This is a genomic window from Novipirellula methanifontis, assembly GCF_052161655.1.
Classification (GTDB): Bacteria; Planctomycetota; Planctomycetia; order Pirellulales; family Pirellulaceae; genus Novipirellula.
In genome coordinates this window covers 9,352,708-9,372,359 of the sequence record NZ_CP197418.1, presented here as the reverse complement: position 1 = coordinate 9,372,359, position 19,652 = coordinate 9,352,708, and the positions used below count along the sequence as shown (strand labels likewise).

General features: G+C 55.1%; 15 protein-coding genes. 10 read left to right on the top strand and 5 right to left on the bottom strand.

The genetic code is table 11. From position 1 onward, the window contains the following. Positions 1 to 247 precede the first annotated feature (247 nt). The 4 genes from SH528x_RS33325 to SH528x_RS33310 all read left to right on the top strand — a co-directional run bounded on the left by SH528x_RS33325 (position 248) and on the right by SH528x_RS33310 (position 4,914). A complete protein-coding gene (locus tag SH528x_RS33325) occupies positions 248 to 1,765 on the top strand; it encodes a polysaccharide lyase (protein WP_442507733.1) in 1,518 nt (505 codons plus the stop codon). A 364-nt stretch (positions 1,766 to 2,129) separates the two neighbouring features. Further along, positions 2,130 to 2,942, top strand: a complete 813-nt coding sequence (gene dapB / locus SH528x_RS33320; protein WP_442507732.1) for a 4-hydroxy-tetrahydrodipicolinate reductase — start codon at positions 2,130 to 2,132, stop codon at positions 2,940 to 2,942. 155 nt (positions 2,943 to 3,097) lie between these two features. After that, a complete protein-coding gene (locus SH528x_RS33315) occupies positions 3,098 to 3,463 on the top strand; it encodes a hypothetical protein (RefSeq protein WP_442507731.1) in 366 nt (121 codons plus the stop codon). A gap of 149 nt (positions 3,464 to 3,612) precedes the next feature. Beyond that, positions 3,613 to 4,914: an MFS transporter gene (locus tag SH528x_RS33310; RefSeq protein WP_442507730.1), complete on the top strand. Its 1,302-nt coding sequence runs from the start codon at positions 3,613 to 3,615 to the stop codon at positions 4,912 to 4,914. Positions 4,915 to 5,151: 237 nt separating this feature from the next. On the opposite strand, the gene thiC is transcribed toward SH528x_RS33310, so the two are convergent. Next, on the bottom strand, positions 5,152 to 6,516 hold the full coding sequence (gene thiC, locus SH528x_RS33305) for a phosphomethylpyrimidine synthase ThiC (RefSeq protein WP_442507729.1): 1,365 nt from the start codon (positions 6,514 to 6,516) through the stop codon (positions 5,152 to 5,154). Between the two features lie 394 nt (positions 6,517 to 6,910). Between thiC and SH528x_RS33300 the strand changes: the two genes are divergently transcribed. After that, positions 6,911 to 7,399, top strand: coding sequence for a hypothetical protein (locus tag SH528x_RS33300; RefSeq protein ID WP_442507728.1), 489 nt, complete (start codon positions 6,911 to 6,913; stop codon positions 7,397 to 7,399). Between the two features lie 59 nt (positions 7,400 to 7,458). Here SH528x_RS33300 and SH528x_RS33295 read toward each other — a convergent pair whose 3' ends face one another. Further along, positions 7,459 to 8,628 carry a DUF1559 family PulG-like putative transporter gene (locus SH528x_RS33295; RefSeq protein WP_442507727.1) on the bottom strand — a complete coding sequence of 390 codons (1,170 nt, stop codon included), beginning with the start codon at positions 8,626 to 8,628 and terminating at the stop codon, positions 7,459 to 7,461. 256 nt (positions 8,629 to 8,884) lie between these two features. Between SH528x_RS33295 and SH528x_RS33290 the strand changes: the two genes are divergently transcribed. From SH528x_RS33290 to SH528x_RS33270, 5 genes are all read left to right on the top strand, one after another. Further along, entirely contained in the window at positions 8,885 to 10,183 is a 1,299-nt protein-coding gene (locus SH528x_RS33290; RefSeq protein WP_442507726.1) for a M14-type cytosolic carboxypeptidase, read from the top strand. Positions 10,184 to 10,375: 192 nt separating this feature from the next. Continuing rightward, on the top strand, positions 10,376 to 11,047 hold the full coding sequence (locus tag SH528x_RS33285) for a CDP-alcohol phosphatidyltransferase family protein (protein WP_442507725.1): 672 nt from the start codon (positions 10,376 to 10,378) through the stop codon (positions 11,045 to 11,047). A 378-nt stretch (positions 11,048 to 11,425) separates the two neighbouring features. Beyond that, the gene (locus SH528x_RS33280) at positions 11,426 to 12,190 is read left to right on the top strand and encodes a 3-keto-disaccharide hydrolase (protein ID WP_442507724.1); all 765 of its coding nucleotides are present in this window, start codon (positions 11,426 to 11,428) and stop codon (positions 12,188 to 12,190) included. Positions 12,191 to 12,228: 38 nt separating this feature from the next. Then, positions 12,229 to 13,968: an alpha/beta fold hydrolase gene (locus SH528x_RS33275; protein WP_442507723.1), complete on the top strand. Its 1,740-nt coding sequence runs from the start codon at positions 12,229 to 12,231 to the stop codon at positions 13,966 to 13,968. A 102-nt stretch (positions 13,969 to 14,070) separates the two neighbouring features. Beyond that, the gene (locus tag SH528x_RS33270) at positions 14,071 to 14,802 is read left to right on the top strand and encodes an alpha/beta hydrolase-fold protein (protein ID WP_442507722.1); all 732 of its coding nucleotides are present in this window, start codon (positions 14,071 to 14,073) and stop codon (positions 14,800 to 14,802) included. Between the two features lie 100 nt (positions 14,803 to 14,902). Here SH528x_RS33270 and SH528x_RS33265 read toward each other — a convergent pair whose 3' ends face one another. The 3 genes from SH528x_RS33265 to SH528x_RS33255 form a co-directional block, all read right to left on the bottom strand. After that, the gene (locus tag SH528x_RS33265) at positions 14,903 to 16,105 is read right to left on the bottom strand and encodes an FG-GAP repeat domain-containing protein (protein ID WP_442507721.1); all 1,203 of its coding nucleotides are present in this window, start codon (positions 16,103 to 16,105) and stop codon (positions 14,903 to 14,905) included. Positions 16,106 to 16,393: 288 nt separating this feature from the next. Continuing rightward, complete coding sequence (locus tag SH528x_RS33260; RefSeq protein WP_442507720.1) at positions 16,394 to 19,150, bottom strand: hypothetical protein; 2,757 nt, start codon at positions 19,148 to 19,150, stop codon at positions 16,394 to 16,396. Between the two features lie 79 nt (positions 19,151 to 19,229). Further along, on the bottom strand, positions 19,230 to 19,652 hold the full coding sequence (locus SH528x_RS33255; protein ID WP_442507719.1) for an ExbD/TolR family protein: 423 nt from the start codon (positions 19,650 to 19,652) through the stop codon (positions 19,230 to 19,232).

The window sequence follows — 19,652 nt, the reverse complement described above, 5'->3', positions numbered from 1 at the left end:
CAACTTTACGATCGATTCAGATTTTCTAGTGGGATCAATGCGGTGTATTATTAGAACCACTACAATCAGCAAAGCATTGTTAAGTTTCGGTGAAAGCTTGACTTTCGCTATGGTGACGCATGATCCAAACCGTTTCATCGTCACTGTTTTGTTGCCATCCAGGTCCCTTTTCCACCTCACTAAGTGCTCGACGAGATCGACTGTGTGAAAAAAGGGTTAAGTCCATGTCTTATCGGAAAACTGCCCCATGAACCGAGTTCTTAATGTGGTGTTCCTTCGTTGGGGGGGGCTGGCGGTGTTGGTCGTGGCTTCACATTCGTTTTCTCCCGCACAATCGTTACCCTCAGACGATGAAGTGAAGTCATCGCTGCGTCAAGCCACACAATTAATGAGCCAGCGGGTTGCAGATCATGGCGGCTACGCTTGGGTTTCGAGTGTCGATGGACGCTACAGTCATGGCGAAGGTGTCGCCGGAGCAAACCGCGTTTGGGTTCAACCGCCTGGAACTCCCGCCGTCGGACTCGCTTTCTTAGCAGCCTATCGTGCCACTGCTGATACCATTCATTTGGATGCTGCCAAGGCGGTCGGCGATGCATTGGTTCAAGGCCAATTGCAAAGCGGTGGCTGGGGATACTCGATCGAATTCGATCCCGCTTTGCGTGCCCGTCTGCCCTACCGCGTGTTACTAAAACGTTCCGGCTCTTCGCTCTCGGGTAAATTCACTACCGCGCCGACGCCTTATCCTGGGGGTTGGGATGTATGGAAGAATCGACAATTCAAATCCAACATGACGCTAGTCGATGACGACACCACACCCTGTGCGATTCGGTTTCTGTGCGATTTAGATCGAACGCTCGGGTTCAAGGACGCGGCGGTTCACGAAGCGGCTGAGTATGCGCTGCGGTCAACGATGGCGGCTCAATACCCCGGCGGTGCATGGGGGCACAACTACGATCGATTTTCAACCGAGCCACCTAGCGTCGATCACTACCCGGTGCTCTCAGCGAGCTATCCCGAGTCTTGGAGCCGGACATGGGCCAAGACGTACGAAGGATGCTACATGCTGAACGACCGTATCACGCAAAACATGGTGGAAACGATGTTGTTTGCCTCCCGCGTTTACGATGACGAACGTTACCGCGAGAGTGCGTTATTGGGAGGCGATTTTTTGCTCCGTGCGAAAATGCCTGAGCCACAACCTGCCTGGGCTCAGCAGTACGATCGGCACATGCACCCGGTTTGGGATCGCAAATTCGAGCCGCCTGCGATCTCGGGCCGCGAGTCTCAGGATGCGCTGCGAACCTTGCTGGTCCTGTTTAGCGAAACGGGCGAAAAACGTTTTCTAGAACCGGTGCCGCGTGCGATTGAATATTTGCGGACTTGTCTGCGCGGCGATGGCAGGCTCGCCCGTTACTACGAACTGAAGACGAATCGTCCGATCTATTTCAGCAAAGATTACCAATTCACCTACGATGACCGCAGCATGCCCGACCACTATGGTTTTGTAGTTGATTCCCATCTCGACGAGATCGAGCGAGACTATCAATCCCTCGCGGCCGGCAAGCCTTTGGTAACCCAAAGTAAGGTGAGTGGTAAACAGGCGGCTGCCGTGATTCGGTCGCAATCCAGCAGCGGCGGTTGGTTGGAACAGGGCTTTGTACGCGACGAGCATGGAAAAAAGGTGACGCCAAAGGAAGGCGTGGTTTCATCGGCAACCATGATTGCGAACATGGAATTGCTCAGCCAGTATCTCGAGCAAAACTGAGCCATAACGCCTCAAGCGTAGCGGAACTCGTCAAGAGTTTCGGATCCCCAGAATCGCAGAACTCTGATTGTAAGGAGTGAGCCGTGGGCCGTAAGGCACCGGGTATTGCATCAGACCCGGCTGCTAACGCGTCGCGGCTCACAAAATCGACAAGCCGTCAAGAGTTTCGAGGGCTCAGAGGAAGCCCGGATCGTTCGGCAAAGACAATGAAAATCATGCGTGGCTTCCGCGACAACCAACCCCAATATTCATCGGTGACAACACGCTCGAGTTGGACTGCCGCGTTCGGCCGCAAAATTATGGCAAAGTTTTCAAGGCTCGTATTCCGCTACCCCAAGCCTCCGTCACGCGTTACATTGGGCGTATGACTACTACATCAATCAAACTTGCTGTTCATGGTGCCGCGGGACGAATGGGGCGACGTGTCGTCGCTCTGGCTTCGGAAGATACCGAATTCAAAATCGTTGCCGCGATCGATCACGCCGGTAATCCGCTGCTCGGCCAAGATGCCGGAGCGGTCGCTGGGTTCGCGCCAATTGGCGTGTCTCTTGCATCGGATTGGCCCGAAGAGGTCGACGTAGTGATCGATTTCTCGCTTCCTGAAGCGCTGAATCATTGCATCGAGACGTGTGTCGAGGCCAGCACTCCCCTGGTCGTAGCGACGACCGGATTAAGCGACGAGCAGAAAACAAAGCTGCAAGCCGCCGCAACGCTGATTCCCATCGTTTGGGCGCCTAGCATGTCGTTGGCGGTCAATTTGACGATGAAACTGGCCGAGCAAGTGGCCGATACGCTTGGCGATGTCCAGGGCGGCTTGGATGTCGAAATTATCGAGCGTCATCATCGCTTCAAAGCCGACGCCCCCAGCGGCACGGCGCTGAAGTTTGGTGAATTGATTGGCAAAAAACTGAGCGACGAAACGTTGCATGTGCATGGCCGCGAAGGTCATACGGGCGAGCGAACACGGAACGAAATTGGTTACCACGCCGTCCGCGTCGGTGACAATCCAGGTGAACATACGATCGTGTTCGGTATGCTGGGCGAAAAAATTGAATTGAATGTCGCTGCCAGTAACCGTGATTGTTACGCCGCCGGAGCTCTGGCTGCAGCAAAATGGCTGCAAGGTCGACCGAAGGGGCTCTATAACATGTTCGACGTGTTAGGACTCGAGTCGTAGGTTGCGTTTAGGGATAGTCGCCTTTCGCTCCGCGAAAGTACGCGCAGTAGACGCTGCTTTTGCGGAGCAACAAGCGACTTTGTTTTGTCGCGCGGCGTGCTGCTACTAAAGCACGTGGCGCAGGGCTTTTGCCCTCTGTGCTGAAAAAAATTCGAATGGCAAAGTGTGACCAAGGGTATCTGTGCGAAGTCTGCGGCCAAGACGTGGCGGCGATCGTCGATAGCGATCTGTATCTTCGTTACGTGATTGGCGAGCTCGACCCCGAAGTGCTGCACACGACACCCGAGCGGCATCTTCGCTGTAACCCTGTGCTAGCTCAATTCATCGACCACCCGGACTTTGATCGCGTGCTGGTCCAGGGTGAAATGGCAATGGCGAATCTCGATCCCGGCTTTGTTTCCGAGCGAATGGCGCTGGTGACGCGTGGCTACGAGCGGCTGCGTGAGATTGCCGCCAGCGAGGGAGATCGGGACGTCACATCCTACCCATTGCCCGAAGTGATCGACCGCTATCGCCACTAAATAGGGTGACGATTGTGTGTTTTTGATGAATCCGCCGATTCTGCACTCCCCTGCCCTGCCGTCGGTTTTCATCGGCGTCGCGGCGCGAGGGCCGTTTCTGCTAAGATTTCGCGGTTCCCCAAATGTGACCCTTCATCAAGCGAAAAAACGTGCCAAGCCATCTCCTCAGACGCGGTTTTCTCGGACTTCTCGCCGCCCAGTTTTTCGGAGCCATGAACGACAATGTCCTCAAGGGCGTGTTGACGTTTATGGTGATTCAAGGCGGTTTGTGGGCTGGCGATCTCGGCGAAGGAGGCCAAGGCATCGTGGGCATCTGTTTCACGCTCCCCTTCATTTTTCTGTCTGGCTATGCCGGCCAAATCGCAGATCGCTACTCCAAGCGAACCGTCACGATGTGGGTGAAGGTTATTGAGATTCCAATCGTGATCCTCGCCGGGATCGGGTTCATGATGGGCAGTTTGTGGGTCACGCTCCTGGCACTGCTGGCGTTGACCTGTCAAAGCTCGTTCTTTGGGCCGGCAAAGTACGGCATGATTCCCGAGCTGGTCGATGCGTCGGATCTCAGCCGCGCCAATGGAACGATCAATATGATGACCAACGTGGCTGTGATCGTCGGAACGCTGGTCGCCGGCGTGGTCAGTACCGCCTATTTCCATGAGCAAACGAGAGGACTGATTTGGTTGCCGATCGTGGTTTTGGTCTTGATCGCGATCGCGGGACTTGCATCCGCCTTCTTGCTGACTCCGTTGCCGGCGGGAGATCGCGATGCAAAATTCGATTTTAATCCGCTCACCACTTACGTCACCACCGTACGCGAGATGTCCAAGACGCGGCTGTTGATGGTGATGATGGCTTGGGGCTATTTTTACCTGCTCGCTGGAATCGCGTTGTTTATCGTTCCCGAATATACCGCGGTTCTCAAAATTTCGAGCACCGAAGCCAGTATGTTGATGGGAGTTCTGGGGGTTTCGATTGGAGTGGGCTGTGCCGTTGCCGGGCTGATTTCCGGGCACCGCATCGAACCAAGATTGATCCCGATCGGAGCCGCCGGTTTGGTGGTCTTCTTTGCTCTGTTGTCGCTTGTCCCACCGTCGCTTCCTGATATGCAACCGATGGTGCGAGTGGCGCTCAGCAACGTCGGCTTCTTCATCTTCGGAGCTGGCTTTTTTGCCGGCTTCTATATCGTCCCGCTACAAGCTCTGCTGCAATACATGTCGCCCGATAGCGAGCGAGGTCGGTTTTTGGGAACCGCGAACGCAGTCTCGTTTGTATTTTTGACCGTCGCTGCCCTGCTCTACTGGGCGATTCGTCCCGCATTCGGTAATCAACCTCAGCACATCTTTATGCTCAGCAGCATCTTGATGGCTGCCGGGGCTGCGTTCTTTCTGTGGCAACTACGTGGCACCGGCATCCTGGTCGGCAGCGGATCCGATATCGCCGCCAGCGAGTAAAAGACATGCTTTGTTCACCCTCCCAGCAAAGATGGGAAGGTCGAAAATCGAGCCTTCAGCGAGATTTTCGGGGAGGGTTGGTGACCCTGAACTTGTACGCTGCCATCTCTAATTCTCCAGGGCCGCTGCCGGTGAACTTGTACCGCCCAGCGTCCACGAAAAAAGCCCAGAGTGCTCGTCGCACCTCTGGGCTCTATATGTCTGACAGTTTTTGGCCGGGAATCCCCGTCAACCAAACTAGTCTTTGATTTCGACGAGCTGGCCTTCTTTGGCCATCTTGCGGATGTCTTCGGTGATTTTCATCGAGCAATACTTCGGTCCGCACATGCTGCAGAAGTGGGCGCTCTTGAACGTGTCCTGGGGCAGCGTTTCGTCGTGGTAGCGCTGAGCGGTTTCCGGGTCCAATGACAATCGGAACTGCTCGTTCCAATCGAACGCGAAACGTGCTCGGCTGAGTGCGTCGTCACGGTCCTGAGCTCCCTTGCGTCCGCGAGCAACGTCGGCAGCGTGAGCCGAGATCTTGTAAGCGATCACGCCTTGCTTGACGTCTTCTTCGTTAGGCAGTCCGAGGTGCTCTTTCGGTGTCACGTAGCACAACATCGCAGCCCCGTGCCAACCCGCCATCGCCGCGCCAATGGCACTGGTGATGTGGTCATAGCCAGGTGCGATATCGGTCACCAATGGGCCAAGCACGTAGAACGGAGCACCATTGCAAAGCTCGATTTGCTTTTCAATGTTCATCTGGATTTGGTCCATAGGAATGTGTCCTGGTCCTTCGACCATGACCTGCGTTCCATTATCTTGACCGCGTTTGGTCAATTCACCCAGTACTTCGAGTTCTGCGAATTGAGCCGCGTCCGAAGCATCCGCAATCGAACCAGGACGCAGTCCATCGCCCAACGACCAAGTCACGTCGTACTCTCGCATGATGTCGCAGAGATCATCAAAGGCAGTGTACAGTGGGTTTTGTTTGTTGTGAGCCATCATCCACTTCGAGATCAGCGATCCGCCGCGGCTGACGATTCCCGTCACGCGGTTGATGCTCAAATGTAGGTGCTCGAGCTTCACGCCACAGTGGACGGTCATGTAATCGACGCCCTGCTTGGCTTGGTGCTCGACCATGTCCAAGAAGTGCTGAGCGGTCATGTCTTCGATGTTGCCACCGAGTTCTTCGAGCATTTGGTAGATCGGCACGGTTCCGATCGGCACGGGACTCGCTTCGATGATTTGGCGACGGATGTTGTCGATGTCTTTTCCGGTCGACAAATCCATCACGGTATCGGAACCGAAATGGACGGCGGTGTGCAGTTTTTGCAGTTCTTCGCCCGCGTTACTGGTCACGGCACTGTTACCGATATTGGCGTTGATCTTGCACTTTGCCGCGATCCCGATGCACATCGGCTCCAATGAGCTAGCGATATGGACCTTATTTGCAGGGATGACCATTCGTCCAGCCGCGACTTCGTCACGGATCAGTTCGACGGCGAGGTCTTCGCGTTTCGCACAGAACTCCATTTCGGGAGTAGTTTCGCCTGCACGTGCCGCCAAAATTTGTGTTTTGCTCATATTTTTGCTCCATCGGACGGCCACGCTCGAAGTCATCTTCGCGGTGCCGTCTCAGTAACGTCGAGATCGGAGCCCTGTTTATACGCTGCCAGAGCGAAATCGAGTAGGCGTCCGGTCACGCACCCGCCCCTCGATCCCCCGGGATCCCAATTTTCCACGAATTTAGCCCGATTACAGACTCCGAACCTTCACCAACACGCTAAAGAGTCAGCAGGATTTGAGCGGGGCCGTTACGGGGTGTCTTAAGCACTAAAGCTTCAGCCGCCCGCTGCTTCACATCGTTAGTTTCGCGGACGAGCGATCTGCCAAGTGGATTGGCCCTTGATCGCCCAAGACCTTTGCGTACAATGATTGCGTGCTGCGTAAGCGTTGCTCAAGCAAAGTTAAAGCGTGAGAGCGTACTACAACCTAATTCATTGAAAGGCTACAGATGCCATACCTGATGGTAAATCTTGACGACACAAACGATTGCCGCAAAGCAATCAAGCAATTGCGATCGGCGATCAATGCCCCCGATTGTGATCGTGATGCGAATGACAACGCGGGACGGCGTGGACGCCAGGGCAACCGACTGGCTGCGGACGCGGGCGGTCCAGGCAAGCCGCAGGGCGAAGACGTGGCAGCGTTGCCGCTGCCGATGAAGCTGCGGCGAATCAAGCAACGCCATATCTGGAAGCATCTCGTTCGCATTGCTAATGCGGCCGAAGATGCCCAGTCGCTGCCGGAGTTAGACTTGCTGCTGGATTTGCCCAAGAACAAGATGCGGTCACTCAAGGCAATCATGGCCAAGCTTGAGAATCGTTTCGACCTGAAATTCTTGCGAGTCGTTCCGAATGCAGGAGTCGATGCGTCGGGCAATCCACGCTACGAGATGCTGCCCAATGTCCGCAGACAGATTCTTAAAATCGAAGCTGCCTGAGCAGTGAACAATGAGCCAATACGACCGCCGTCACCAGTGACTGCGGTTTTGACAAATATTCAAATTTCTTCGCTGGGGATGTACTCGTTCATGGGCACGTCACTGGCGTGGCCACTCGGGGTCAGCAGGGCTTGATAGGTACGATAGTCGATCGATTCAAGCACAAAGCGGACGCTGCCGTCTGCCATCGCCATGTTGACACCGCCAGTGTGCAGCGACGATGGACGAGCCACGTCGTGCATGTTGCCAGCGGTCATCAACAAATTGTACGTGTCGCCGCCGTTGATCTTGTGAAGAGGTTGCGGGGCTGGGGCGCCGGCGAACAATTGTTCGTCTTCAAAGTGCCATACGCTGCCTTGCAAATAACGTGATTCCACCGGATAGACCGTGACCTCTTTTCCGCCGACTGTGGAGATGGCGGTTAGGTGAGTCGTGTTGCCGGTCAAGCGAGTTAGGTGCCACGGTTGGGCTTGGTGATTTTCGCTGTACAGCATCGTGCCAGTGGCACCGTCGCGAAAATCGTCGGTACGAATTCGCTTGCCCGTCGGCACAAGCGACGTGGGATTGCCTGGATCAAATCCAGCGTAGCGGTTGGTAAACGCGCCGTTCGCCTTGGACATCGAGCGTTCGAAGTCGACAGTACGAGTTCCATCGGTTGGGCGTGTGTACGTAAACGGAAATGAATCGACGTGCATCCCGGTGTTGGCGATGTAGTGATTGATTCCGTGACGAGCCATCGTGCCGCTGGCACTTGGACACTGATAAAATTCAACGTTTGATGCTGCAATCGTGCTGTAGCCTTCTCCGGTCGCAGGTCGCTCGCCGCCGCCATCGGACAGCAACGGATAGCGATCCAAGCTCCAACGCTCGTACAGCGGTTGGCGATCAAGGTTGGCGAGAATCGCGACCTGCCAACCTCCGATCTTTAAGTGACGTGGAACGTTGCCGCCGTAGCTGCCAGGGTCCGCAGGATCCATGCCTCCGGCGAACTCACCAAATTGTTGCACGTATCCCGGCAACGTGTCGTGACTGGTTTGGTGGTTGAGCGTCGCGATCGCGATCTGGCGCAGTTGGTCGGCACACTTGGCGCGGTTCATTCGTTCTTTGGCGGTTCTAATCGCGGGAAACGATAGTGACATCAAAATTCCGATGATGGCGATCACCACCAAGATTTCGACCAGCGTGAAAGCGTCACGACGGACGCTGTGGACGTGGAGTCGGGTTCGCATCACAACACCTTTGCTAGTAAATAGAAGAGCCAGATAAGAGACGATTTTGCCGTCGATAGAACAGCAGCAGTCCGAGAGCTCTGTATACGAGATTAGCAAATCAACGACGCCGAGTCCAAGAAAATGATGATTCCGCGATAAGAATCTCGCATCCCTCTGGAGACTGGATCGTGCTGATATTGCTCTGCGGCAGGCGATTCCAGTAGGCTCGCGGTCCCGCCCTTTCGACCACAGCTAAACAGCTTGGAGCCCACCGATGCCAAATCACCCAATCTCGCCGAATCGCGTCAATATCAGGCCAAAAGCCAATTTTTATTGGCAAAACCCCGTCTGCTGCGCACTGATAGCATTGTTAATGGTGCTTGGATTTGCTGCGACGGCGAAATCCGAGATCTTGGAAAATCCGCTCGGAATCACCTTCCACAGCGAAGATCGCTCCGTTTCGTTCACCAGTAAATTTCCTGGGGGACGGATGAACGAGTGCGTGCAAATCGCCGACGATGATTTTACGGTCACGATCCAGCCGGAATCGGATCCGATCAACGACAGTGCTTGGTACGCATTCCGAGTCAACTCGACGGAGGAGCGGACCATTTCGGTACGACTTAAATACGTCGGCGGCTCGCATCGCTACGATCCCAAGATTAGTCGTGATGGCAAGAATTGGGAGAGTGCCGAACATCTATTAGCAGATCGACATCCCGCCGGAACCGAAGTGCGTTTGCAAATTCCGGTCGATGGCAAGCCATTGTGGGTTGCGGGCCAAGAACTACTGAGCAGCGGTACGGTGACAAAGTGGACTTCGGATCTGAGCCAACAACCGCACGTCAAGCGATCAGTGATTGGCAAGTCTGTGCAAGGGCGTCCGCTGTATCGCTTGGACATTACGGAAACCGACCGTCCCGACTTTGTGTTCATTATCGCCCGTCAACATCCACCCGAAGTTTCGGGTGCTATCGGAATGATGCATTTTGTCGACGCATTAACGGCCGACAACGATTTAGCGACTTCGTTTCGCAAACGCTTCTGTGCCGTCGTTGTTCCAACCGTGAATCCCGATGGTGTGGCGCTCGGCAATTGGCGATGCAATGCAAACGGAGTCGACTTGAATCGTGATTGGATGCACTTCACCCAGCCAGAAACGCGTGCATTACGCAACGAGATGCTAAAGTGTCGCAATGCCACCGACCAAAAGCTGTGTCTGTTTATGGATTTCCACAGCACCTTTGACGACGTGTTTTACACACCACATCGTGATGCAAATTTGTATCCCGTGGGATTCACCGAGAATTGGCTTTCCGCGATTCAAAAACGATTTCCAAACTACCACGTCAACGGCGATGACAATCACCATGCTCATCGATCGACCAGCAAAGCTTGGGTTGCGGACACGCTGGGCGTGACCGCGATCACTTATGAATTTGGTGATGAAACCGATCGAGAAACGATTCGTCGCGTCGCGAGCGGTTCGGCAGAGGAAATGATGAAGTTGTTGTTGGAACTTCCCGAGGCAGACGCTCGGGTGGCGGCGGCGAAGGTCGCGATCGAGCGATAATCAGGATATTGAGCGGCAATTGGATTCGGCGAGGCTGGGATCTTCGCAGAGGCAGGGATCTTCGCAGAGGCAGGGATCTTCGCAGAGGCAGGGATCTTCGCCGAGAATGCGATCATGGTACACTCGGTTTGAGTCTACCTATGGTTTCTAAAGTCCTGCTGAACTGATGTCCCAGATGCGATTTTTTCCCTCATGAGTGATCCGGCTGCAAACCGTCGCCCGATAAAATCGCGTCAAATGCCGGTGTTTCAGCGGCTCGCGGCACGACTAGCCAAAACCGCGATCACGCCGAATCAAATATCGGGGGCAAGCATTTTGTTTGCTGTTGTCGCGGGGATCGCGATGGCGGCAACCTCGTCGATCGATGATGCAAATGCTGGGCGGGGATTATGGATCCTGGCTGCCGCGATGATCCAGTGCCGGTTGATAGCGAACTTGTTGGATGGAATGGTCGCGGTCGAGGGTGGCAAGAGTTCGCCGGTGGGCGATTTATATAACGAGGTGCCCGACCGTGTCTCGGATGCCGCGATCTTTATCGGGGCGGGGTATGCCGTCGGCGGCCAGCCGCTGCTCGGATTTGCTGCGGCTTTGATTGCCGTGTTTGTCGCCTACGTTCGCGCGATCGGCGCCAGTGTGGATGCAGGCCAAGTGTTTACAGGCCCGTTTGCCAAGCCCCAACGGATGGCGCTGATGACCGCTACCTGTGTAGCGATGGCGATCTTGCCCACCGCATGGCAGTCGATCCCATCGCAACCGGCGATTACGGTCGTCGCGACGGCATTGATCGTGATCTGCATCGGCGGAATCATTACGTCGATTCGGCGGTTGCAGAAAATCGGTGTGATTTTGCGTTCGAAAAAGTGAGCGGTGAGTGGCAACGTCATTAGCGTTCGCAAATTCCTCTGTCACCTCGCCCCCCAACGAAGTCAGACTGCTGATTTAGTACGACATCACCGCTCTTTTGTTAGCCGCTTGGGCGCTAGCCCCGGTTGGGTGGTGACGAAACCGTGGCTAGCGCCAAAACGGCTAACTAAATCAGCAGTCTCGAAGTTGGTGGAGAGGTGGCAGAAAGTCCAGCGCAAACCGCCCAACTGCAGCATCTGAAAACGGCCGGAATTCGCCGAGCGATCAGCGACTTTGCGGTCGGGCGGCCCTTTTTGGCATCGCAGTGGTTATGCTAGTGGCTCAGCGAATGCTGCCAAGAACCTGCCTTCCAAAATTCCCTCCACTACGGTGACGCCCATGCCTCGATCTTCGCGTTCCATCATCTCACTACGTTTGGTGTTGTGTCTGGTTTGTTTCAGCGCTACCGCAAACGTCTACGCACAACAAACAAAGCCGACGTCCGCCGAATCGGCTCCTGCCGTTCGGGCCTTCATCGACGACGATGGACCGGGCTGGCGATCTTTGACCGAATCTGATTTCACGCACGTCAATAGTGCTGCGGATACATGGTCGTGGAGCGATGGCGTTTTGCACTGCACCGGCAAACCGGTCTCGGTGCTGCGAACGACCGAGCCTGTGAAGAACTTTGAAATGGTGGTCGAGTGGATGCATGAACGATCGGCCGGCAACTCGGGTGTTTTTGTTTGGACCACTCCGGCGTCAATCGAAAAACTGACGACGGCGGGTAAACCTGGATTGCCGTCGGGGATCGAAGTGCAGATTCTCGATCACGGTTATACCGAAATGAGAAAATCGCAAGGCCAGAGTTTTGATTGGTTTGGTACCAACGGCGACGTCTTTCCCGTCAGAGTGAAAATGACTCCGTTTCCGCCGCTGTCACCCGATGGCAGTCGCAGCTTTCCTCGCAAGCATCTTGCCAAAGGGCATGGACATTGGAATCACTATTACATTCGTGCCATCAATGGCGAAGTCCGCCTGTGGGTCAACGGTGAAGAGGTCTCTGGAGGCACGGCAATCGAGCCCGCCGAAGGCTACCTTTGTTTGGAAAGTGAAGGGTCACCGATCCAATTTCGCAAACTCCGTATCCGTGAGTTGCCCTAAGCTCTCGTCGCAACCCGTTTTCCTGTTACACACTCTCTATGCTCGCTACTCAAACCAATTCGCTTGCAACCATGACGCTATTGAAGCTAAGTCCGTTCCTGCTGGTCGCCCTGTTTGCGACGACCGCGATTCCTGTCCGCGTGTCCTCGGCGGATGACGTTTCCTCTGACGCTCGGCACTTGGCGACCGATCTTCAATCGCAAGGCATCGAAACGACAACGGCTGATTTTCACGGGTTCACGCAATACAACTTCAAATTGGATGGGGTGGACTGCAAAATCGTTAGCCCCAAGCAAGTGGCGAGCGGCAATCCTTGGGTTTGGCGAGCTCGGTTTTGGGGGCACGAACCCCAGTTTGATCGTGCGATGCTCGAGCGTGGTTGGCATGTGTGTTATTGCGATGTCGGAGGGCTGTTTGGTGCCGATCTCGCAATCGAGCGATGGGATGCCTTTTATTCGCTTAGTCAAAAGCTAGGGCTTGATGCGAAACCGTTCCTCGAAGGAATGAGCCGCGGTGGGCTGATCATCATGCGATGGGCCAGTGTGCACCCAAGCCAAGTTAGTGGCATTTATGCGGACAACGCGGTGATGGATATACGTTCTTGGCCCGGTGGTAAGGGAACCGGCATTGGTGCCCCACGCGAATGGGATCGATGTTTACAGGCTTATGAAATGACTGACGAGCAATCGGCGTCGTTCAAAGCGGGACCCCTGGATCGGCTCATGCCATTGGTGGAGGCGGGTGTTCCGATCATTGCGTTAATCAACGAAGCCGACAATGTCGTTCCGCCGGCGGAGAACGGAGATCGGTTGGTCGCCGAGTACAAAAAGCTTGGCGGTAAAATCGAAGAAATGCGTCGCCCGGGACTCGGACATCATCCGCACAGTTTGAAAGAACCGGCGCCGCTCGTGGCCTTTGCCCTCGCGGCCGTTAACGAAGTTCAGCATTCGCTGTTCATTGCCGGACCAAACTTTACTGGGATTTTGGACGAGCAAGCCAACGAGATCTGGAACGCTGGGAAACCGGGAGCTCGAGACGGTTTCGTTCTGCCTAATGGCAACGTGTTGATTGCGTGGAAAGACGCAGTTAAAGAGTTGACGCGGGACCATAAAGTTGTTTTTCAATATTCCAAGTCCAACGAAAATGCCGAGATCGGCACCGTCGAGCGACTCGAAAATGGCAACACGCTGATTACCGAGCTGGGCAAGAAACCACGGCTGTTGGAAGTAGCAAGTGATGGAACGGTGGTCGTCGAGGTTCCGCTGCAGCCGGAAACCGATAACGCTCATATGCAAACGCGGATGGCCCGAAAACTGCCCAGCGGCAACTACCTCGTCCCCCACCTGTTGGCGTTCAAGGTCAAGGAATACACACCTGCGGGAATGGTCGTTCGTGAGATCAAAACGGATCTTGATTCGCTGGGCGGCCGCAAAGCCGAGAACTGGCCGTTCACTGCGATACGGCTTGAAAATGGAAACACCGTGGTCACTTTAACGCACGGCAACAAAGTCGCTGAGTTTGATCCCAGCGGAAACGTGGTTTGGGAGGTCAACAATGATGACTTGCCTGGCTCGCCACTGGTGGACCCCTGTGGCGCCCAACGCCTGCCCAACGGCAACACGGTGATCGCGAGCTACGGTGCGAAAAAAGGAATCAAAGTGCTCGAAGTGAATCAGGCGAAGCAGATCGTATGGAGTTACTCCGGCAAACATCGAGCTCACGAGATTCATGTGTTAAGCACCAATGGACAGCCGATCGCAGGCCCGCCGATGAAATAGAGGCCGTATCTGCCACCGCCCTACCCTGCCCCTTTCTAAATCGAGTTACTGATGAGTCGTGTTGCCTGTTTTTTATTTCTATCTCTCGTTTGTAATTTCCTGATGGCTGAGCAACCCTACGACGAATTGAGCGTCCAGTACACCGGCGGATCGTATGAGAACGAGACGTTCAAGTATCGCTTGATGAAACCCGAGTCGATCGAGCCCGGAAAGAAATATCCGATTGTGCTGTTTCTGCACGGTGCGGGCGAAAGAGGCGACGATAACGCTTCGCAATTGAAGTACTTTCCTACCGAAATGGCTAGTGAAGCCAATCGCAAGGCGTTTCCTTGTTTTGTTTTGGCACCACAATGTCGCAAGGATTGTAAATGGGTCGATGTGGATTGGAGCGATCACGAGGCAACTACGATGCCCGAGTCGCCTTCGCACCAAATGAACACGGCGATCAAGATGTTACAGCGAACGATCGATGAAAACCCAGTCGATACATCACGAGTCTACGTAACCGGGCTTTCGATGGGCGGTTACGGATCGTGGGATCTCACCGTACGGCATCCCGAGTGGTTTGCCGCGGCGATCATTGTCTGTGGCGGCGGCGACGACACGCAAGCAACGAAGCTTGTCGATCTGCCGATTTGGGTTTTCCACGGCGATGCCGATGGTGCGGTTCCGGTCGAGCGTTCACGTAAAATGGTCGCTGCGATCAAAGACGCTGGCGGCAAGAAGATCAAATACACCGAGCTGCCAGGCGTGGAGCATAACAGTTGGAACCATGCCTATTCGCACGATGCCGGCGCGATCAAGTGGATGTTTGAGCAGACGAAGGCTAAGTAGTCTGAGCACCCCCGTAGTGGATCTTGCTAAAGATCCCGCGTGAGGGATTCCGCATGAAGGATCTTTAGCAAGATCCACTACCGGAATGGTTCGACTTCCGCTAGTCCTTCGGCGTTGTCGATGAAGTGACCGATTGGTTTAGGTAAAGATTGACATCGTGCGTGGCACGTCCGCCCGCCAAGATGTCGACTTTGCCATCGCCATTAAAATCTTCGCACCACAGATCTTCGCACGCCATCATCGGATCAAGAGTCGTGCGTGTCCAATGTTGGCCACGGTCGTCGTCCGCTTGATAGATGAAAATCCCCGGGCCTTTCACGGGGCCGTTTCCGGGATTGCGGTACGCCGCGATCACCTCATCTGAGCCGTCGCCATCTAAGTCGGCACACCAAATCGCATGTCCCTGTGAAAACGTATCGTCCAGCACGATGCGCTGTTGATTTTGATCCGTCACATTCTTACCGACATAGACCACCACTTGGTTGCCGTGCATCGGTTCGATCGTGGCGATCAACGATGTGGACGGGGAAAGGCGTCCGGTTTTGACTTCACCACTGCCGCGTTGATCAGCAGCGTCGCTTTCGGCTCCTCCAGCAATCCGCGTGACTTGAAATCCGTTCGCTTCACTCTTGCGAATCCACGTGATACCTTCTTCGCTGGCGGTCAACGTTTGCTCAGCACCGTCGTCCCCCGCGGCGGGCAAATGCCATTGGTTGTGGGCACGGTTGAGGCTGCCGTCGACGATAACGGGTTTCCATTGGTTGGTTTCGGGATCTGCGGGGACGGGAAAGGCCAGCAGGCGGATGCCGTTGTCGCCGGATCCGTTTAAGGGAGTCACGACCAATTGTTTGCTGCCGCGGCCGAGCACGTCGGCCCACCGCATGCGGTGCGTCCATGGTTCGGATGAGATATCGAACACTTGCCAAGGTTCGTTCAGCGTTTCGCCACGTCGCAGCCAATGGATCGTGCCCCCATTTTTGGGCCAGCCCGCGCCGAGTGCAAAGTCGACCAAGCCATCGCCATCAATGTCGTGAGCCGCGATGCAAACATGGTCTTTGGGGACTGCATCTTTGATCATCGAGTGGCGTGTCCAATTTGGATTTTGGTACCACACCGCTTCATTCTCGCTGATCGCGACAGCGTCAGGTTGCCCGTCATCGTTGACGTCCGCTGCGATCACGGCGTAACAGACGTTGCCGATGTTTGCATCGAGTACCACTTTCTCGAACGAGGGGACTTCAGCGTTAATGGAGGTCGTCACCAACGCAGCAGCCGCGAACGGCATCAGAAGTCGGTTGATCATGAGGGATCTCGGGGAGATGAGAGGAAGCGGGCAATGCGAGCGACGTCGCGGAACGGCTATTATGATCCTAGCTGATTCGCTCTTCCACCCGTTTAGGAACGTCGGATCATTTAATGTCGTGAATCGCTCGGGACGTCGATTTTACAAATGACGCATTTGATTGTAGCGGAAGTCGTCAAGACTTTCGTTTTCTGGGATGACCGAAACTTACGCGCGAGTTCCGCTACCTCAGTAATCGAAATGCACGTCCCGAGCGATCCACGTTCTGATCGCGGAGCGATCAGCGACTTACTCGGCCGCGTCTTCGTAGATCGGCAAATGGCGGTAATAAACTTCTAGGTTCAACAGGTTCATCGTCGTGACGTAAAGTCGTCCTCCATGCGGACTCCAGCGATCTTCGACCGGCAGCATGGGATGCCAGCTGCCTGCAGCAGCGCCGTCTTTGATTTGGCTTTCCAGCAGCAGCGGATTCAAGTAGTCGTTCCATTGCTCCCAATATTTTCCACCCATGTGAAACATTACTTGGGTCGCGTAGTACCAGTAATATCCATCACGCAACGGTTTGTCGCGTGTGCCCATTTCGGGCGGTGCTTCCAACAGGTATTCGGCAGCCGATTGCATCGCCTCGTTCTCGCGTTTCCAACCCGAGTACATTCGCATCAGCATCCCGACGGCAGTCATCGTATGCGTCGGCGTTCGACCATGACGCTGCGACGGCGTGTTCGAAGCAAACGGGTTGTATCGATAACGGTCCGGACGCGACTCACTTTGCTGAGCATAGTCGAGCCATTTGTCGATGCCTTTGTACACATCGTCGGGAATTTCTAGTCCCGATAATTCGCCGCTCTTGAGCGCCATCATCATCCATCCCGAAACGCTCGTGTCACTGCTGACCTGCGCGGCATAACGCCATCCGCCATACTTGCTGTGCTGGGTGTTTCCAATGTAGTCGATACAGCGCTGGGCCGGTTCTTCGAGTTCTTCGTCTTGCGTCATCCCATAGGCTTCGCACAAAGCCAATGCCGCGATGCCATGGCTGTAAAAGCCCACGTTTCGATCGCTCAGCGGATTCTCGCTGCGGTACAGGTCACCGTTGGTTTTTTGGTTCTTGACCAAGAACTGGATTCCGCGTGCGACGGTGTCGGCGTATTGGTGTCGCTTGTGTGTGTAGCCTGCTCCTTGGAATGCAAGCAGCGACAAACCCGTTGCAGCCGTATCACTTTCCAGTAGCACTGCTTCGCCGTGTCCGGAAAGAGACCAGCTGCCATCGTCGTTCTGTTTATCCGCAAGGTAGGCAAGTCCGAGTTCGATGGCTTCTTCGGTCGCGGGGCCGACCTGCCCAGCGGGTGTGGGAGCGGCGCCGCCTTGGGTTCGCATCACGCGACGGTTGAAGGACTCGACGGCGGCGATTTTTGTTCCCTCGGGTGTAACGGGGCCACCCACTTCGCGACGCTTTCTTGGCTGGTCTGCGATCTCAAGTTCCCCAATTTCGGGCAAGTCGCTTGAGGGGACGATACCCGCGAATGAATCGGGGCGATCCGCCAGACCGGCAATCGATTCGATCGCCATCACATCTAGACTGGGACCAAACTCCGTGTCCGGGGCCGTAATCGGTGAAGGAATGCTCGACGACGCTTCGCTGCGTTGTCCGCTGACGTTGCCTGTTTCGCTGCGGTCGCTCATTGCATCGCTGGGAACCGCGCTGCCTGCGGCGGCAAGCGATGCCATTTCACCAGGGATCGTCGGGGCGCCCACAGGAGCAAACTCGCTGCGATCTCCGCGACTGAAACGTTCAGGCCGTGCTTGCGGAGAACCTCCTGTGCTGACATCGGGAACTCCCATCATTGCCGACAAATCACGTCGCATGACGTTGCTTTGGCTTGCCGAAGCGGATGTTGGCGAAGGAGTGCTCATCGCGTCCGAGCTTTCGAGTTGTGAAAGTTGAGCACCCGCAGTGTTGCCACTGCGTTGAAATGGAACATCCACCGGCGAAAGCATCTGATCGGCCGACTTGCTAATCGCCGCCACCGCGACTGATTGAGGCGCGGGGCTGGCACCGGCCGGAGGCGAAGATGCATTGGGAGCGGTGCGAGGACGGCTGCGGCTGGTTAAACCGAGTTCACCAACGGTCGGCATCGCTTCGGATCGATTTCTGGCTGCGGATGCAACCCGTTTGGCCGGCGGAGTCGGCAGCATTTTCGTCGGATCCGGTGTCTCGCTTAATTGTGGTGCCGACGAGCGAGTGGCTTTTCGTGGAGTCGTCTCAACGATTTTGCGTTCCGCTGCGTTCGCTTCGGATTGCTTTGCTGCCGCCGGGTCGAGTTTGGGAACGTCGGGCTGCGTTGTTTTGGGCGAACTCAACTTCTCGCTTGATTTCTCGCGTCGGGCAAGCTTGGAGGGTGAATTGGCAGGTCGAGGTTGCGACGGCGATGGCTCTTGACGTTTCATCAAGAACTTTTGCATCGGACGTGGTTCGACTTCCTTCGGCTTCGGCATCTCAAGCTTTGGCGCCGAATGATCCACGGGCGGCAATTGACGCATCTCTTTGGGAACCACTCGAGATGTCGTTTCGACTTCTACCGGTTTAGACCAATCCGGGGTTACCGCATCTTCCTTGGGCGTTTGAAACAAGTACTCGGGGACCGTTTTGCGAATCGGTGAACGTTCGGGTTTGACGCCTGCAACAGACTCGGGAAAAAATTGACTAAAGATGACCACGTGCACCGCCAAAATCAGCAGCATCAAGTGGATGAAAACGCTGAATAGAAAACCGACCTGAATTGATTTGCGAACGTAGTGAGAAACCAGACCACGCAGTGCAAACGACATCCCCAACGCGATCAGCGGGACAGCGACCACGTAAGTGTAGGCGTTGAAAAGCCAACGAGGATCGTCAAAACGAAGCCGCGTTGCGATCAAGTACAACACCACCGACGACAACGCAACCAACCAAACGTCCAATGGCCACATTGCATCGCTGGACTCTACAGACCGATTCGGTGGAGGAACCGATCGGTGTTTCGGCAGAGGTTTGGGGCGGTTCACGTTGCTGCGAGGTTCCGAAGGAATTTGGTTTTTGTTGAGTGCAGTGTCACATTGGTTATCCGTGATTGGCGATTCGCCGCTACTGATCAGGACCGTCCGTCGTCGTCACGGAATAGTCACTGATGCCGGTTCGGTTGCATGCATCCATCACGCTGACGACCGGTTGGAACGCGGTTGCACGGTCGGCTCGGATCACCACGGTTTGACTGATCGGGTTGGCCGCGACGGCATTTTTGAGTAATTCTTGCAGCGTCTCTAACGTTGTTTCTTTCCCACCGACGTAGATGGTTCCCGCCGGGTTGATGTCGATCACGATTTCACGTGGTTTGCTTGTCATTGGCACCGCGCTCGTGGCGGTGGGCAATGAAATGTCGATTCGTCGCTCTTGCTCTTCAAACTCGCTGGTGACGAGAAAGAAGATCAGCAGCAAAAACACCACGTCGATTAACGGCGTCAAGCTGAGGGTTCCAGCGACAGTCGATTTTTTGATTTCAACAGCCAT

Coding starts and splice junctions, on each gene's coding strand:
- SH528x_RS33325 (WP_442507733.1), top strand. CDS start 248: ATGAACCGAGTTCTTAATGTGGTGTTCCTTCGTTGGGGGGGGCTGGCG.
- dapB (WP_442507732.1), top strand. CDS start 2,130: ATGACTACTACATCAATCAAACTTGCTGTTCATGGTGCCGCGGGACGA.
- SH528x_RS33315 (WP_442507731.1), top strand. CDS start 3,098: ATGGCAAAGTGTGACCAAGGGTATCTGTGCGAAGTCTGCGGCCAAGAC.
- thiC (WP_442507729.1), bottom strand. CDS start 6,516: ATGACTTCGAGCGTGGCCGTCCGATGGAGCAAAAATATGAGCAAAACA.
- SH528x_RS33300 (WP_442507728.1), top strand. CDS start 6,911: ATGCCATACCTGATGGTAAATCTTGACGACACAAACGATTGCCGCAAA.
- SH528x_RS33295 (WP_442507727.1), bottom strand. CDS start 8,628: ATGCGAACCCGACTCCACGTCCACAGCGTCCGTCGTGACGCTTTCACG.
- SH528x_RS33290 (WP_442507726.1), top strand. CDS start 8,885: ATGCCAAATCACCCAATCTCGCCGAATCGCGTCAATATCAGGCCAAAA.
- SH528x_RS33285 (WP_442507725.1), top strand. CDS start 10,376: ATGAGTGATCCGGCTGCAAACCGTCGCCCGATAAAATCGCGTCAAATG.
- SH528x_RS33280 (WP_442507724.1), top strand. CDS start 11,426: ATGCCTCGATCTTCGCGTTCCATCATCTCACTACGTTTGGTGTTGTGT.
- SH528x_RS33275 (WP_442507723.1), top strand. CDS start 12,229: ATGCTCGCTACTCAAACCAATTCGCTTGCAACCATGACGCTATTGAAG.
- SH528x_RS33270 (WP_442507722.1), top strand. CDS start 14,071: ATGGCTGAGCAACCCTACGACGAATTGAGCGTCCAGTACACCGGCGGA.
- SH528x_RS33265 (WP_442507721.1), bottom strand. CDS start 16,105: ATGATCAACCGACTTCTGATGCCGTTCGCGGCTGCTGCGTTGGTGACG.
- SH528x_RS33255 (WP_442507719.1), bottom strand. CDS start 19,652: ATGGCTGTTGAAATCAAAAAATCGACTGTCGCTGGAACCCTCAGCTTG.